At 64.7% G+C, this 15,909-nt stretch carries 10 protein-coding genes; 5 read left to right on the top strand and 5 right to left on the bottom strand.

Going from position 1 to position 15,909, the window contains the following annotated elements; genetic code table 11:
- Positions 1-1,296: aspartate kinase (locus VF497_RS02545; protein WP_330885952.1), on the bottom strand; the 1,296-nt coding region annotated here is incomplete at its 3' end.
- Positions 1,297-1,653: 357 nt separating this feature from the next.
- Between VF497_RS02545 and VF497_RS02540 the strand changes: the two genes are divergently transcribed.
- Positions 1,654-2,406 carry a hypothetical protein gene (locus VF497_RS02540; RefSeq protein WP_330885950.1) on the top strand — a complete coding sequence of 251 codons (753 nt, stop codon included), beginning with the start codon at positions 1,654-1,656 and terminating at the stop codon, positions 2,404-2,406.
- A gap of 12 nt (positions 2,407-2,418) precedes the next feature.
- On the opposite strand, the gene VF497_RS02535 is transcribed toward VF497_RS02540, so the two are convergent.
- Positions 2,419-3,507 (bottom strand): ribonuclease D, encoded by a 1,089-nt coding sequence (locus VF497_RS02535; RefSeq protein WP_330885948.1) that lies wholly within the window; start codon positions 3,505-3,507, stop codon positions 2,419-2,421.
- 145 nt (positions 3,508-3,652) lie between these two features.
- Here VF497_RS02535 and VF497_RS02530 point away from each other — a divergent pair, with 145 nt between their 5' ends.
- The 3 genes from VF497_RS02530 to VF497_RS02520 all read left to right on the top strand — a co-directional run bounded on the left by VF497_RS02530 (position 3,653) and on the right by VF497_RS02520 (position 9,352).
- Complete coding sequence (locus VF497_RS02530) at positions 3,653-5,578, top strand: SUMF1/EgtB/PvdO family nonheme iron enzyme (RefSeq protein WP_330885945.1); 1,926 nt, start codon at positions 3,653-3,655, stop codon at positions 5,576-5,578.
- A 233-nt stretch (positions 5,579-5,811) separates the two neighbouring features.
- Positions 5,812-6,582: a TenA family transcriptional regulator gene (locus tag VF497_RS02525; protein ID WP_330885943.1), complete on the top strand. Its 771-nt coding sequence runs from the start codon at positions 5,812-5,814 to the stop codon at positions 6,580-6,582.
- A gap of 43 nt (positions 6,583-6,625) precedes the next feature.
- On the top strand, positions 6,626-9,352 hold the full coding sequence (locus tag VF497_RS02520) for a putative bifunctional diguanylate cyclase/phosphodiesterase (RefSeq protein ID WP_330885940.1): 2,727 nt from the start codon (positions 6,626-6,628) through the stop codon (positions 9,350-9,352).
- 51 nt (positions 9,353-9,403) lie between these two features.
- On the opposite strand, the gene VF497_RS02515 is transcribed toward VF497_RS02520, so the two are convergent.
- Positions 9,404-11,104, bottom strand: a complete 1,701-nt coding sequence (locus VF497_RS02515) for an AMP-binding protein (RefSeq protein ID WP_330885938.1) — start codon at positions 11,102-11,104, stop codon at positions 9,404-9,406.
- Between the two features lie 327 nt (positions 11,105-11,431).
- On the opposite strand from VF497_RS02515, the gene VF497_RS02510 reads away from it, so the two are divergent.
- Positions 11,432-12,367, top strand: a complete 936-nt coding sequence (locus VF497_RS02510; protein ID WP_330885936.1) for a sulfotransferase — start codon at positions 11,432-11,434, stop codon at positions 12,365-12,367.
- Between the two features lie 48 nt (positions 12,368-12,415).
- On the opposite strand, the gene acnA is transcribed toward VF497_RS02510, so the two are convergent.
- Together acnA and VF497_RS02500 are read right to left on the bottom strand one after the other, a co-directional pair.
- Positions 12,416-15,151 carry an aconitate hydratase AcnA gene (gene acnA / locus VF497_RS02505; protein ID WP_330885934.1) on the bottom strand — a complete coding sequence of 912 codons (2,736 nt, stop codon included), beginning with the start codon at positions 15,149-15,151 and terminating at the stop codon, positions 12,416-12,418.
- 197 nt (positions 15,152-15,348) lie between these two features.
- A partial coding sequence (locus VF497_RS02500) for a hypothetical protein (protein WP_330885932.1) occupies positions 15,349-15,909 on the bottom strand: 561 nt, incomplete at its 5' end.

Here is a 15,909-nt window from a genome sequence, read left to right as displayed (position 1 = left end):
GACGCCAGGCACGCCGGCCATGCGGTCACCGACGACGGCGAGCACGCTGATGTCGTGCGACACCTGCACGCCGTTGATCTGGCCCGCGTGCAACTCGCGCGCGAACGCGCCTTCGATCGCGGCGCGCGCAGTGTCGGCTTCGGCGAGCCGGACAACGCAGCAGATCGAGTGCTCGCTCGAGCCCTGCGAGATCATCACCACCGACACGCGCGCGGCGCGCAGCGCGGCGAACACGCGTTCGGCGGTGCCGGGCACGCCGATCATGCCGGTGCCTTCGACGTTGAGCAGGGCGAGGCCGTGGGCCAGGGTCAGGCCCTTGACCGGGCCGTTCTCGTCGCCGCGTTCGTCGATGCGCGTGCCGGGCAATTCGGGCTTGAACGTGTTGCGGATCAGGATCGGCAGCCCGCGCGAGATCGCCGGCGCCATCGTCTGCGGATGGATGACCTTGGCGCCGAAGTAAGCCAGTTCGCAGGCCTCGTTGTAGCTCATCGCGGAGAGACAAACCGCTTCGGGCTCGATGCGTGGGTCGGCGCTGAGCACGCCGTCGACGTCGGTCCAGATATGCAATTCTTCACTTTTATACAATGCAGCGAAGATCGCGCCGGAGTAGTCGCTGCCATTGCGGCCGAGCACGGTGTCGCGGCCGTTCTCGTCACGCGCGACATAGCCGGTGACGACGACGCGTGATTGCGGATGCGTCGCGCGCCAGGGCGCGAGCTTCGCCTCGGTCGTGTCCCAGTCAACCGCGACGCCGAGTTCCTCGTGGCGCACGACGAGCACCTCACGGGCGTCGCACCAGGCATAGTCCGCGCCGAGCGAGCGCAGTAGCGCGTGCAGCAGCCACGACGACCAGACTTCACCGTTGCCGCTGATCGCCTCGGCCACGCCTTGGCCGGCGCCGCGCAGCACCGCGATCGCATCAAGCACCTTGGAGAGGTCGTCGAAGCGCGCGGCGAGCCAGTCACGGGCCGGCTGGGCCTTGTCGGCGAGCAGTTCCGCCGCCGTATCGAGATGGCGCTCGCGCAACGCTTCGAATTTCTCGCGCCAGGGCTGGTTGGCCGCGGCCGCAGCGGCCAGAGCGAGCAGCGCGTCGGTCACGCCCGACATCGCCGAGACGACGACCACCTGTGTGGCTTCGGGCCGCGCGCGTACGAGTTCAGCGACATGCCGGATGCGCGCCGCGTCGGCCATCGAGGTGCCGCCGAACTTGTGCGCGACGTTCGATAACGTATTAATGCGTTGTGACGGCGAAGAGGCAGCTGCGGCGGGGTGAAGCGGTTGGGCGAGCGTGGTCATGAAACCTCCGGAAGGCCGCGCATTCTACCGAAGGTTTGCGGCGCGAACCGCACCTCCGTCGAGGTGCGGGGCCGTGTGCTTGGGAATTCAGTTGCGCACGACGGACCGCACCACGGGGGTAGTGGTAATGGTCGTCATCGTAATTGTTGCGGCGCAGTACATTGCCGTAGTGGAACCGATCGTGCGAAGGCTGTCAAGCCGTTTCGTCATTTGGACGTTTGGACGGCTATTTGTGCCGAGCCGGCGGCCACGAGCCGGATGAAAATCGGGTTGATGCCCGGCATGGGAATCGGCGGGTTGCGCCGCAGGCATATTCGTTTCAAGCTTGGGCGACCTCCGGTCATGGAAGTCGTGCCAATGAATTTTCGTCGCTATCGCGGATTTTGGCCATCGTTCGCCGCGTTGCTCGCCGTCGGTCTGTTGAGTGCCTGTTCGCAGCGGGACGATACGGCCGCGGTGGCGCAGGCCGAGGCGCAAGCTGCCGCGGCGGCGACGGCAAAGCGTGTGGCCGGGTTGCGTGATCTTTATCGCAAGCAGACGCAGGCCGGCGACGATGCAGCGGCAGCCGATACCGGCCGTGCCATCGTCAAGATGTCTGCCGGCAGCGCTGCCGCGCAGGAGGTGCAGCAGACCTTGCCCGCCATCGAGCAGCGCCTGCGCGATCAGGCCGAGAAGACGCGTCTTGCCTCGCTGTGGAACTATCAGGTCGCGCCGATGGCGGGTGGCACGCAGTCCACCGCGAGCATCTTCAGCAATCAGCGCATCGGCGGCGAACCAGTGCGCCTGGTGTTGCGCCGGCACACGCAATGGGGCCAGAGCGTATTCCTCTACGGCGGTCGTTTCGTCTGCAAGGCGACCTGTACCTTGCCGGCCATGTTCGACGGCAAGCCTTTCCCCGTGCGCGGGTTCCTGCCGCCGACCGGTGAACCTTCGATCATGATCCAGGACGACAAGGGCTTTATCGCCGCGCTGATGAAGGCGAAGAAAATCGTGATTCCGGTGGTGCTGCAGGAGTCCGGGCGACCGCGTGAATTGTCCTACGACGTCGGCGGATACGAGGCGACCAAGTGGGCGCCGTTGCCGGGGGCGAGCGCGAAAAAGAAGAACTGAATCGGCGTGAAGCTAGGGTAGCTTGGCGCTCAATTCATCGAACAGCAGCGGTTTGCGCCAGCCCTCGAGCGCTGCAGGCCAGCTGCGGTCGGTGAGGAAGGCTTCGATGTGGCGGCGCGCGCAGAGCAGGCCTTCGGGCAGGTCGAGCCGTTGGGCGACATCCGCGACGGCGTCCTTCATCGCGGCCAGTGCACGCTTTTCCGTCGAAGACATCGGTGGCGGAATCGCAATGGTCGCGTTGTCGTCATCGTCCTGCGCTGCCTGCAACAGGGCAAGCACCTCGGCCCGTTGCGCGGAGCGCAGCGCGCGCAGGCCCTTGGTACGCTCGAACAGCTGGTCGCTGTCGATCGGAGGCCGTTGTGCGAGATCGAGTGCATGCGCGTCGTCGAGCAGCCAGGAGCGCGGTTTGTCATAGTGGCGCGCAGCCGTTTCGCGCCAGCGCAGCAGGCGACGCAACAGGATCTGGTTCTCGCGTGGCCAGTCGAATGCGCCGCGGAACGCGCGCTGCGGCTGCGCATCCGGAATCGCACGACGCACGCGCTCGACGAGGCGGTTGCAGTCCTCGACCAGCCATTCGCTGCGGCCGAGCGATTCCAGCGCATCGGCGAGACGGGCGTGGATCTGAGGCAGCCAGGCCACGTCCTGCGCGGCATAGTCGAGCTGAGCGGCGCTGAGCGGGCGCTGCAACCAGTCCGAGCGCGTTTCCGACTTGGGCAGATCGACGCCGAACAGCGTGGCGACCAGCTTCTGATAGGAAAGCCCGAAACCGAAGCCCGCCATCGCGGCCGCGATTTGCGTGTCGAACAGCACCGCCGGCCCTGCGGGAACTACGCCAGCGAGCGCTTCGAGATCCTCGCTAGCGCTGTGCATCAGGCAGATGTTGGCCGGGTCGCGCAGGCGCGCGGCGAGTGCGGCGTGGGCACCGAGCCGGGTCGAGTCGAGCAGGGCGATCTCGTCGCCGAGCTTGACCTGCACGAGAGCAAGAATCGGCGCGAACGTGTTCGTGCGCATGAATTCGGTGTCGAGCGCGACGAGTGTATTGTTCGAGTGCTGGGCAATCCATGCAGCGAGCGCGGTGTCGCTGTCGATCCATGCGTGCATCGGGAACCTTGGTTCGGCCGCGCAGGGCGGTCCGGAGAGTGAATGGAGCGTATGCGCGCGAGGAATCTCGGGTTGCGGCGCGTGAGCGCATAGCCTAAGGTTCCGAGACAAGAATGTCAGCCGGTATTTTTCAGCGACTGCGCCAATGCCCGGTAGCGATGTAGTCAACAAGCAGACTGCGCTGGGCGGTGCCGCGGGCATCGCCTTGTTGCTGTTTGCGCTCGCCTGGCGCTTCTTTCCGGGCATGCCGGCGACGGAGTCGGTGCCGGGGCCGGCCGTCGATGCGACCACGCCGAATGGCGCGTTGGTGACTGCGCAGGCGCAGCGGTCGGGCGAACTGACCAAGCCCGCCGCGGGCGAGCGCGAGCAGATAGAGCAATGGGGGCCGCCGATCAGCTTGGCGCCGCCGCCGCCGCCGCCGCCAAAGGCGATCGCCGCTTTGCTCAAGAAGGCAGACGACGCGTTTGCCAAGGGCAAGCTGATCGAAGCCAAGGACGGCGCGCTCGCTTATTACCGGCAGGTGCTCGACGCCGACAGCCGCAGCGCGGCGGCGAAGGCCGGCGTGGAGAAAGTGGCGGATGCGATTCTGCGGCAAACCGGCGATGCGCTCGACCACGGCGACGAGGACGAATCCGCGCGACTGATCGCCGTGCTGCGCGACCAGGCGCTGGCCGAGGAGTCCATCGACGATTTGCAGTCGCGACTGAAGAAGCTGCGCCAGACGACGCCGTTGCTGACGCGCGCCGCCGAACTGCTGCATCGCGAGGCGAAGGACGACGCCGAGGCAACGAAGAATCGCGTCGATGCGCTCGCAGTCTATCGCCAGGTAACCAAGATCGATCCGGACAACAAGCTGGCCGACCAGGGGCTCGCGCAGATCGAGCGTACCTGGCTCGACCGCGCGCTCGCGGCAGCGGCGCAGGACGACTATGGCGGCGCCGAGGAAGCGCTGCGCGGCGCTTCCTCGATTCGCCCGGGTTCGCAGCAACTGCTCGATACGCGCAGCCAGATCCAGGGCATCCGCGAGCAGCGCGCGACGGCGGTGATGGCCCAGGCAAATTCCGCACTCGATGCGGGCAATGCCGACCTCGGGCAACTGCTGGCGCAGCGCGCGCTCGGCCTGAGTCCCGATGTCGGCGGCGTCGATGCGTTCAACGAGCGCCTGCGCAATGCGCGCCTGTACGCGAGCTACAAGCCGGGACAGGTGATCAGCGACGCCTTCGTCGACCGCAACGGCAAGGCGCCGGGCATAGTGATTGTGCCGATCGGCAGCTTCACGATGGGCTCGCCGGCGCAGGAAGCCGGCCATCGCAGCACCGAGGAGCCACAGCGCGAGGTCAAGGTCGCACTCGGTTTTGCGCTCGGTCAGGACGAGGTCAGCGTCGCCGATTTCCGCGCGTTCGTCGACGATGCGAAATACCAGACCGATGCGGAGAAGCTCGGCAGTTCCACGGTCTACGACGAGGATTCCGGGCGCACGATCGATCGCCGCGGCATCAACTGGCGCAACGACTACAGCGGCGCCATTGCCGCTGACAATCTGCCGGTGGTTCATGTCTCGTGGAATGATGCCAAGGCGTATGTGCAATGGCTGTCCGCGCGCACCGGCAAGCGTTATCGCCTGCCGAGCGAGGCCGAGTACGAGTATGCGCTGCGTGCCGGCACGACGACGCGTTACTGGTGGGGCGACGGCAATCCGCCGCCGAAGATCGCGAACCTGACCGGCGACGGCGACAAATCCCCGTCGGGTCGGCGCTGGAGCAACGCGTTCCCGCGCTACAGCGATGGCTACTGGGGACCGGCGCCGATCGGCAAGTTCGCGGCCAACCCGTTCGGCCTGCGCGACATCGACGGCAACGTCGCCGACTGGGTCGAGGACTGCTGGCACGACAACTACCTGCGCGCACCGGCCGATGCCCGTGCCTGGGTCAATCCCGGTTGCGAGCGCCGTGTCGTGCGCGGCGCGTCGTGGGGCAGTGCGCCGGAGCAGGCGCGTTCGGCCTTCCGCACGAACCTGGCCATCGATGCGCGCAATGCGCAGGTCGGTATCCGCGTGGCGCGCGACCTGTAGCGCTTTTGCGACGCAGTATACATTTTCTCCTTGTCGCGGTTCCGCAGCCCGCAACGAGGCGTATTATGCTCAGCGCAACCATTTCGGGCAGGCAAGCCCGACGCGTCGCCAGTCTTCCGTCACGCGACGACGATTTCCTGCGCCGTCAAGCAAACATGCCGGCGACTGCACGGTGAGTAGTTTTCGGAGTCGCCCACCGGGCTGCCCCTTTTCCGATTCCGAGGAGAGCTACGATGAATAGCCGTTTTGAACGCACTGGCCCGATTGATGAACTGAGCAGCTACCCGACGTGGGTGCAGGACATGGTCGACTCTTGCGCAAGCGCCAAGCGCGAAGTCGTCGAACACGAGTTGTTTTCACTGATGCGCGAAGCGCAGTTGAGCACGGAATCCACCGCGAGCTTCATGACCGGCGTGTGGCCGGTGATCGAGCGTTTTCCTGCGTACATGTCGGCAAGCCTGATGAAGACCCGCTACGGCCGCAGCGAGGGCGACAACATGGCGCGGCGCTGGCTCGTGCGCAACATCCGCGTCGAGCAGAACCATGCGGAATACTGGCTGGATTGGGCCGAGGGCGCCGGCGTGTCGCGCGACAAGGTGCTCAATGGCTGGGTGCCGGCCGATGCGATGACGCTGGCGAACTGGTGCGAGGAAGTCAGCACGGGCGACGGGCTGGCTGCCGGCATCATTGCGACCAACTACGCGGTCGAGGGCGCGACTGGTGAGTGGTCGCAGCGCGTCTACGAGGGTACCGCCTATCGTGACAGCATGCCGACCCCGCAAGCCCTGCGCTGGCTCAAGCTGCATGCCGCCTATGACGACGAGCATCCGTGGGAGGCGCTCGAGATCGTCTGTGCCCTGGTCGGCACCAATCCGGTCACGCAACAGGTGGCACACCTGCGCGAGTGCGTCCGCAGGAGCTATACCAGCATGCGTATCGTGATCGACCGCTGCCTCGCGGCATCGCGTTACGGCATGGATATTTTGCGCGAAGCTGCGGCGTAAAGCGCCGGGGTCCAGGCGTATGATGCGCATCATGAGGGGGAATATGACGGCGTCTGGACAAGCGCTCACCCAGCGGCTCATGCCGCTGGCGTGGGGTTTGTTCGCGCTGGTCGCGCTCGTACTGATTCTTATGTGGGGCGCCCAGCAGGTGCAGCTCGCGCTTGCCGGTCTGCTCAACGGTGAAAGTACCTGGTCCAAAGCGCAGAAGCAGATCGTCGTCGATCTGCAGGCCTACGCCGTGCAGGGCAATCCCGAAGCGATGCTGAGCTTCGAGAGCAATTACGCCTTGCTCGGCTACGACCGCTTCGCACGCGAGGAAACGCTCCGCGAGAACTATGACTGGAACGCGGTGGCAAATGCGTTCGAGCGCGGCAAGGTCATACCCGAAGCGGTGCCGGTCATGATTTTCATATTCCGCCATTTGCGTTGGGCGCCTTACGTACGCGATGCGCTCAAGGCGTGGTATTCCACCGATGCCGCGATCGACGAACTTGGCGTCATCGCCGAGGAGTTGCGCAAAGAGCGCCACTCGGCCGACTGGACGCCGGCGCGGATGGACACGCAGACCACGCGAATCGCGATACTGAACTATTTCATCCAGCCGCAGACCGAGGTGTTTTCCACCTCGATCGCCAACGGCACGGTGTGGATCGGGCGCATCCTGTATGGCTGTGTGTTCGCCATCGTGGGTCTGGCGTCGCTGCTGTGGCTGACCATGGCGCGGAGGACGATGGCGAAGATTCGCGGCACCGAAGAACGTTACCAGGTGCTGTTCGACAGCGCCGCCGATGCGATCGTCATGGTCGACGAGGACGATGGTCTCGTGCTCGACGCGAATCGCACGGCTGCCGCCTGGATCGGGCGTGCGCCGCAGGACATCGTCGGCAGGCGTTTCGCCGATCTGGTCGCCGAGAATGCATCTGCCAAAAAGGTGTCGGCGAACGGCCAGTTGCGCGCGCATGACGGCGCGCTGCGGCCGGTGGAAACGCAGTGGAGCGTGGCGCGCTGGGGCGAGAAACACGTGCGCCAGGCGATCATTCGCGACGTGTCCGAACGCGTGGCGATGGAGGAGGAGCGACGCATCGCGGCCGAAGCGCTGGCCTCGGTCGCCGAGGGCGTGATCATCGCCGACGCATCGCGCCGTGTGATCGCGGTCAACGCGGCGCACACGGCATTGACCGGATTTTCGGCCGAAGAACTCGCCGGCAAGCGCATTGATGACATGCGCGTGCTGCCGCATGGCGGGCTGCTGCCGTCATCGATCTGGACGCAGATTGCATCGACAGGCTCGTGGCTGGGTGAAGTGCGCACGCGGCGCCGCGACGGCAGCCTGTACGACGAGCGGCTCAGCATCAGCGTGATCCGCGACGAACACGGGCACGTCCAGCGCTATGTTGCCGTGATCGCCGATATCACGACATCGAAATCCGACCGGTTGCAACTGGAATATCTGGCCAGCCACGACCCGCTGACCGGCCTGGTCAATCGCGCCCAGTTCGAGGAACACTGTTCGAAGGCGATCATCGCGGCGGAACGCACGCGCGAGGCGGTCGCGGTGCTGTTCATCGACCTCGACGCGTTCAAGATCGTCAACGACAGTTTCAGCCACGCGATAGGCGATCGCCTGCTCACGATGGCGGCGGAACGCATCGCCAAGCAGCTTTCGCCGCTCGATCTCGCCGGGCGCATCGGCGGCGACGAGTTCACCGTGCTCGCGCGCGGCCTGGGCCTGCGCGAGGATGCGGCGGGACTGGTGAATCGCTTGCTCGCGAGCTTGTCCGAGCCGTATCGCATCGACGACCATGAGATCGTGATCAGCGCGAGCATCGGCATCGCCGGCTATCCGCTCGATGCACTCGATGCGGCAACGATGATCGCCAACGCGGACGCGGCGATGTACGCCGCGAAAACCGAAGAGCGCAACTGCATGCGCTTCTACACACCGCTCATGCATGCCAAGGCACGCACCCGGCTGCAGACCGCGGCCGAACTTCGCCAGGCACTGGCCCGCGACGAGCTGCACATCTTCTACCAGCCGAGCGTGGAACTGCGCAGCGGACGCATCGTCGCGGTCGAGGCGCTGCTGCGTTGGCGGCATCCGCTGCGCGGCATGATCGCGCCGTCGGAATTCGTGCCGATCGCGGAGAACCTGGGTATCGTCCGCCAGATCGACCAGTGGGTCATGCACAGCGTGCTTGCCAAGATCGCCGAATGGGAGCGTGCCGGCATGCCGCCGATCCGCGTTGCGATCAACGTGTCGGCGAACTGGTTCGGGCACCATGCCTTCGTCGAGGCATTGAGCCGGGCGTTGATGGAAACCGGCGTGTCGCCGTCGCGCCTCGTGCTCGAAATCACCGAAAGCTCGGTGTTGCGTCTCGGCGAGGACACCGATCGGATCATGCATCGCCTGCACGAGATTGGCGTCAGCGTGGCGATCGACGACTTCGGCATGGGCTATTCGTCGCTGGTATATCTCAAGCTGCCCGCGATCACCTGGCTGAAGATCGACCGCACGTTCATTTCCGGCCTGCCCGGCGATTCGAATGACGCGGCGATCGTCCAGGCCATCCTCGCGATCGGCAAGAGCCTGAGCCTGCGCACGATCGCCGAAGGCATCGAGACCGAGGCCCAGCGCGATTTTCTCTTGCGCGCCGGTTGTATCGAAGGCCAGGGCTTTCTGTATTCGCAGCCGCTGGAGTCGACGGAAATCGAGCGCATGCTGTTGCCGAACCTCGCGCTGGCGAAAACGCGCTTGCGCGTGGTGGAATGACTGCAGCAGCGGCCGCAGGCGCAGCCGCTGTCGGCGTCGATTCGACAGTGATCAGGCCGTCTTCGCAGGCGCTGCCGGCGGGTCGCGCAGTTCGCGGCGCAGGATCTTGCCGACGTTGGTCTTCGGCAACGAGTCGCGGAACTCGATGATCTTGGGCAGCTTGTAGCCGGTCAGGTTGTGCCGGCAGTATTCTTTCACCGCCTCGGCGGTCAGGTTCGGATCCTTCTTGACGATCACGACCTTGACCGCTTCGCCCGATTTTTCGTCGGCGACACCGACCGCGGCACATTCGAGCACGCCCGGGCAGGCGGCGACCACGTCCTCGATCTCGTTCGGGTACACGTTGAAACCGGAAACGAGGATCATGTCCTTCTTGCGGTCGACGATGTAGAAATAGCCTTTCTCGTCCATCTTCGCGATATCGCCCGTATGCAGCCAGCCATCGGGTGTGATGACCTTGGCCGTTTCCTCGGGGCGCTGCCAGTAGCCGCGCATTACCTGCGGCCCCTTGATGCATAGTTCGCCGGTTTCGCCGACGCCGAGAATGTTGCCGTTGTCGTCCTGCAGACAGACATTGGTCGAGGAGATCGGGAGGCCGATCGAGGCGTTGTACTCGGGCAGGTCAAGCGGATTGATGCAGGCGGCCGGCGAGGTCTCGGTCAGGCCGTAGGCTTCGACCAGCGTGCACTTTGTCGTCTTCTTCCACTTGTCCGCGACCGTGCGCTGCACCGCCATGCCACCGCCAAGGGTCAGGCGCAGGTTGGAGAAATCGAGCTTGTCGAAACCCTCGGTGTTGAGCAGGCCGTTGAACAGCGTGTTGACGCCGGTGATCACGCTGAACTTCACCTTCGACAGTTCCTTGACGAAGCCGGGCATGTCGCGCGGATTGGTGATCAGCACGCTGACGCCGCCGATCAGAGTGAAGACGAGACAGTTCGCGGTCAGTGCGAAGATGTGGTACAGCGGGATCGCAGTGATGACGACCTCGCGGCTCTCCTTGAGGTTGGTGCCGAGCCACGCCGCGGCCTGCAGCATGTTCGCGACCATGTTCCTGTGCGTCAGCATCGCGCCCTTGGCGACGCCGGTCGTGCCGCCGGTGTATTGCAGGAAGGCGATGTCCTCGTGGCCGACGTCGATCTTCGGCAGCTTGCCCATGCCGCCGAGCGTGAGTGCGTCGTTGAAGCGCACCTCGTGATCGATGCGGTATTTCGGCACCATCTTCTTCACGTGGCGCACGACGAGATTGGTGATCAGTGCTTTCGGAAAGCCGAGCATGTCGCCGATCGCGGTGGTGATCACGTGCTTGAGCGCGGGCGCCTCGGGCAGCACTTCGGCCAGCGTCGCGGCGAAGTTGTCGAGCACGACGATCGCGCTCGCGCCGGAATCGTTCAATTGATGCTTGAGCTCGCGCGCAGTGTAGAGCGGATTCGTGTTCACCACGGTCAGGCCGGCGCGCAGGATGCCGAACGCGGCGATCGGGTACTGCAGCACGTTCGGCAGCATGATCGCGACGCGATCGCCCTTCTTCAGCTTGAGGTCGTTGACGAGGTAGGAAGCGAACTGGCCGCTGAGCCGATCCACGTCGTCGTAGCTCAACGCCTTGCCCATGTTCGTGTAGGCCGGGTTGTGACGGAACTTGTTGCATGACACTTCGAGCACCTCGGGAATCGACTGATAGCGGCTCACGTCGATTTCCGCCGGGATTCCCGCCGGATAGTTGGCCAGCCAGGGACGGTCGTTGCTCGTGGTCATTGCTCCCTCCTGTTTCTTTTTCGTGTCGGTGCGCCGCGTACCCCACGCAAACGCTTGTTTGAGGGAATTTGAGCATGTGCGGAGAAAGCCGGCAAGCGGCGATGCAGCGCGTTGCCTGCGCCACGATGGTGCATTACGCGGACGGGCGTGGAATTCAATGTGGTGCGGAGCAGCTAGCCGGGGCAGGCGAATGGGCGGGTTGCGAGCGGCGCCGCCTCGGTGAAAGAAGCTTTACCTTCGGTTGCGAACGTTTGCGAAAAGTCCTCCTTTTCTGCACTTTGGCCCGGCATGGTGGTAGCGGGGTAACACGGGGTAGCGGCGGGGTGTATGAAGCGTATTTTTGTCGTGGGTTGTCCAAGGTCCGGTACTACCATCGTACAGGCCTTGCTGGCGCGGTATCCGGGCGTGCTGACACTGCCGGAAACCGCTTTCTTCGAAAGTGTGTTCGGCGGCATCGGTCAGCGCTGGCAGGATCCGGACGCGCGCCGCGACCCGTGGTATCAGCGGCATGGGCTCTTCGCGCGATCGCACGGGCCGCGTCGTCTGCGCCGACTCGAGAGCGAACTGCTCGGCCTGTCGCAGGCTCCGCCATGGCGGATCGAACCTTGCATCCGCCGCTTCGTCCAACTGCTCGACGAGGTTGCGAGTTCGCAAGGCTGCGAGGCGTGGGTGGAGAAGACTCCCAATCACGTGATGTACGTCGACGAGATCACTCGGCATGTGCCGGATGCGCACTTCGTGCATGTGCTGCGCAACGGCGAGGATGTCGTGGCCTCCGTCGTCGATGCCGACCTGATCCACCCCACGCACGCGTTTCACGGCGGGGTAAGGCATTGGGTGCGGCGCTGGAATCGCGTGATGGATTTGCAGCTCGCCCAGTTGGGCGGCGCTGGTCACTACGTGCTCTGTCTGGAAGACCTGGTCGAGCAGTTCGATCGGCAATGGACCCGGTTGTGCGCGTTTCTCGATTTCGACCCGTCGCTGCCGCTCGCGACGGTGCCGCACAATGCCGTCGCCGATGCCGCGGCGGAACCGTGGAAGCACAATGCCTTGTCGGGCGTCGTCCGGCCGACTCTGCGCAAGAGCGAGAACCTGTTCGGCCCGCGCACGCTGGAATGGATGCGTTCGAGCCTTGCGTCTTATGACGACATCCGTGCACGCGTGGTCCACGCGCAGGAATGTGGCACGCAACGTCCGTGCGCCGCGACGTTCGCGTTGGCGGAAACGCGAACGCCCGGACGTGACCGGGCGTTCGCTGCTTAGCCAAGCTGTATCGCCGCGTTGGCAAAGCCCGCGCGGCTGGCCACCGAGTTAGGCGGCCTTGGAGCTCGCTGCGAGCTGGCGCAGCACGAACGGCAGGATGCCACCGTGACGGTAGTACTCGACTTCCTTCGGCGTCAGCAACAGCACCTTGGCCTTGAACTTCTTCTCGCCTGCGCTGCCTTTGGCGACAATCGTGATCTCCTTCGCCGCGCCGTCCAACAGGCCGCCAATCTCGAACACTTCGTCGCCCTTGAGGCCGAGCGTCTGCGCGTTCTGTCCATCGACGAACTGCAGCGGCAACACGCCCATGCCGACGAGGTTGGAACGGTGGATGCGCTCGAAGCTCTCGGCGATCACGGCCTTGACGCCGAGCAGCAGGGTGCCTTTCGCTGCCCAGTCGCGCGAAGAGCCGGTGCCGTATTCCTTGCCGGCGAGCACGACGAGCGGGGTGCCTTCCTTCTTGTATTCCATCGCCGCATCGTAGATCGGCAGCTTGGTGCCGTTGTACAACGTGTTGCCGCCTTCCTCGCCGCCGAGCATCAGGTTCTTGATGCGGATGTTGGCGAAGGTGCCGCGCACCATCACGTCGTCGTTGCCGCGGCGCGAGCCGTACGAGTTGAAGTCGGCCTTGACCACGCCATGCGCCTGCAGGAACTGGCCCGCGGGCGAGGTCGCCTTGATGTCGCCGGCCGGCGAGATGTGGTCGGTCGTGATCGAATCGCCGAAGATGCCGAGCACGCGCGCGCCCGAGATATCGTTGATCTTGCCGACCTGCATGCGCATGCCGTCGAAGTAGGGCGGATTCTTGATGTAGGTGGATTTCTCATCCCAGCCGTAGCGCTCGCCTTTCGGCGCGGCGATCGCATTCCAGCGCGAGTCGCCCTTAAACACGTCGGCGTAGTTCTGCTTGAACAGCTCGGGCCCGACGGTGGAAGCGATGACGTCGCCGATTTCCTTGTTCGTCGGCCAGATGTCCTTGAGGAAGACGTCCTTGCCGTCGCTGCCCTTGCCGAGCGGCTGCGTCGTCAGGTCGATGTCGACCGTACCGGCGAGCGCGTAGGCGACGACCAGCGGCGGCGATGCGAGGTAGTTCATCTTCACTTCGGGATGCACGCGGCCTTCGAAGTTACGGTTGCCCGAGAGCACCGAGGCGACGACGAGGTCGCCGTCGGCGATGCCCTTGGACACGTCGGCCGGCAGCGGACCGGAGTTGCCGATGCAAGTGGTGCAGCCGTAGCCGACGACGTAGAAGCCGAGCTTTTCGAGGTCGCCGAGCACGCCGGCCTTCTTCAGATAATCGGTGACGACCAGCGAGCCCGGACCGAGCGAGGTCTTGACCCAGGGCGCCGCCTTGAGACCTTTCTTGACCGCGTTGCGCGCGAGCAGGCCGGCCCCGAGCATGACGGCCGGGTTCGAGGTGTTGGTGCACGAGGTGATCGCTGCGATGACGACCGCGCCGTCGCGCAACTTCGCATCGAGCTTCGCGTCGGGCGCATTGGCGTCGATGCTTGCATCATGGCCCACCGCTGTGTCGCCGCCTTCGTTGGCAAAACGCGCTTCCGCGCCGTTCTTCGGCTTGCGGTTTGCCGCGAGCGTCTTGAGCGAATCGGTGTAGCTCTTGCCCACGTCCTGCAGCAACACGCGGTCCTGCGGGCGCTTCGGCCCGGCCAGCGATGGCTTGACGTCGGCGAGGTTCAATTCGAGTACGGACGAGAATTCTGCATGCGGCGTGTTCGCGTCGTGCCACAGGCCTTGGGCCTTGGCATAGGCTTCGACAAGCGCGATCGCACCCTCGGCGCGGCCCGACAGACGCAAGTAGTTGAGCGCCTCGGCATCGACCGGGAAGATGCCGCAGGTCGCGCCGTATTCGGGCGCCATGTTCGCGATTGTCGCGCGGTCAGCCAGCGGCAGGTGCTGCAGGCCGTCACCGTAGAACTCGACGAACTTGCCGACGACGCCGTGCTTGCGCAGCATCTGGGTCACGGTCAGCACGAGGTCGGTCGCGGTCGTGCCTTCCGGCAGCTTGCCGCTGAGCTTGAAGCCGACGACCTGCGGGATCAGCATCGATGAAGGCTGGCCGAGCATGGCCGCCTCGGCCTCGATGCCACCGACGCCCCAGCCGAGCACGCCGATGCCGTTGATCATCGTCGTGTGCGAGTCGGTGCCGAACACCGTGTCCGGGAAGGCCCAGGTCGCGCCATCCTTTTCCGCCGTGGCGACAACGCGCGCGAGGTATTCGAGGTTGACCTGGTGGACGATGCCGGTACGCGGCGGCACCACCTTGAAATTGTTGAGTGCAGCCTGGCCCCAACGCAGGAAGCCGTAACGCTCCTTGTTGCGGTCGAACTCGATCTTGACATTGAGGTCGAGCGACCCCGATTCGCCGAACGAATCGACCTGAACCGAGTGGTCGATCACGAGTTCCGAGGGAATCAGCGGGTTGATCTTGGCGGCATCGCCACCGAGTTTGACGATGGCGTCGCGCATCGCGGCGAGGTCGACCACGCAGGGCACGCCAGTGAAATCCTGCAGCACCACGCGCGCGGGCATGAAAGCGATTTCCGTGTCCGGTTCCTTCTTCGGCTCCCACTTGGCGACTGCCTCGATCTCCTTCGCGGTGACGTTGACGCCGTCTTCGTGGCGCAACAGGTTCTCGAGCAGGATCTTCATCGAGTACGGCAGGCGCGCGATGTCGAATTTCTGGCCGAGCTTGGCAAGGCTCGCGATCGCGTACTTCTTGCCGCCGACGTCGAGAGTGTCGCGAGTGGCGAAGGAATCGGTCATGGGGAGGCTCCTGGCGGGTCGGGTGGGGCGGGGAAGTTAGCCTCACATTATCGCGCAGTCTGCTGCATTGCGGAAGCAACGATGCGGCGACCGCGCTGACCCAAGCAGGGGCCGGACTTTGATGGCAAGAGGCACCGTGGTCCGCAAAAAAAGAGGGCGCGAATCCGCGCCCTCCAAAACCGATATAGCAGCTGAACCTATTCGGATATCGCGACCGTTGCACCCAAGACTGTCGTATTGACCAAATTGATTCCGCCGGACGCCGTTTCACTGATGACGATGAGGCCGTAGTCTCCGGCGTTGACAGTCAACGATTGGCCCGTGAGTGAGCAGGTCAGTATGGTGCCTACGGTGACGACCGCCTTGAAGCCCGGAGTGCCGGCGCACGTCAGGGTCGTTGGGCTCAGTACGATGTCGCCCCCACTCAGACTGCCTTTCCACAAAGTGGCGGTTGGAGTCACCGTCGTTCCACCCAAGCTTATAGCGGCCGTGTTCGCGAACGTGGCCTGCAGGGAACTTAAGGTGCCGGTCCGCGGGAATTTCTGCACCTGGGAAAGCAGATTGATGTTGAGACCCAGATTGCCGCTAACCGAGATGGTTCCGCCAGCAAGCGAGACTCCCGAAACCCCGGTCAGTTCAGCACCGGATATCGGCATAGCCGCGGCCGTGCCGACCAGGCCTCCGAGGATCGTGGTGGCGGTTCCTGTTCCCATGCTTGACGTGAATGCCATGCCTGGTCCGGCTGCACCTGTCGGACC

This window comes from Rudaea sp. (assembly GCF_036383415.1).
Lineage (GTDB): Bacteria > Pseudomonadota > Gammaproteobacteria > Xanthomonadales > Rhodanobacteraceae > Rudaea.
The sequence above is the reverse complement of the archived record's forward strand: the minus strand, read 5'-3'. Positions and strand labels throughout refer to the sequence as shown.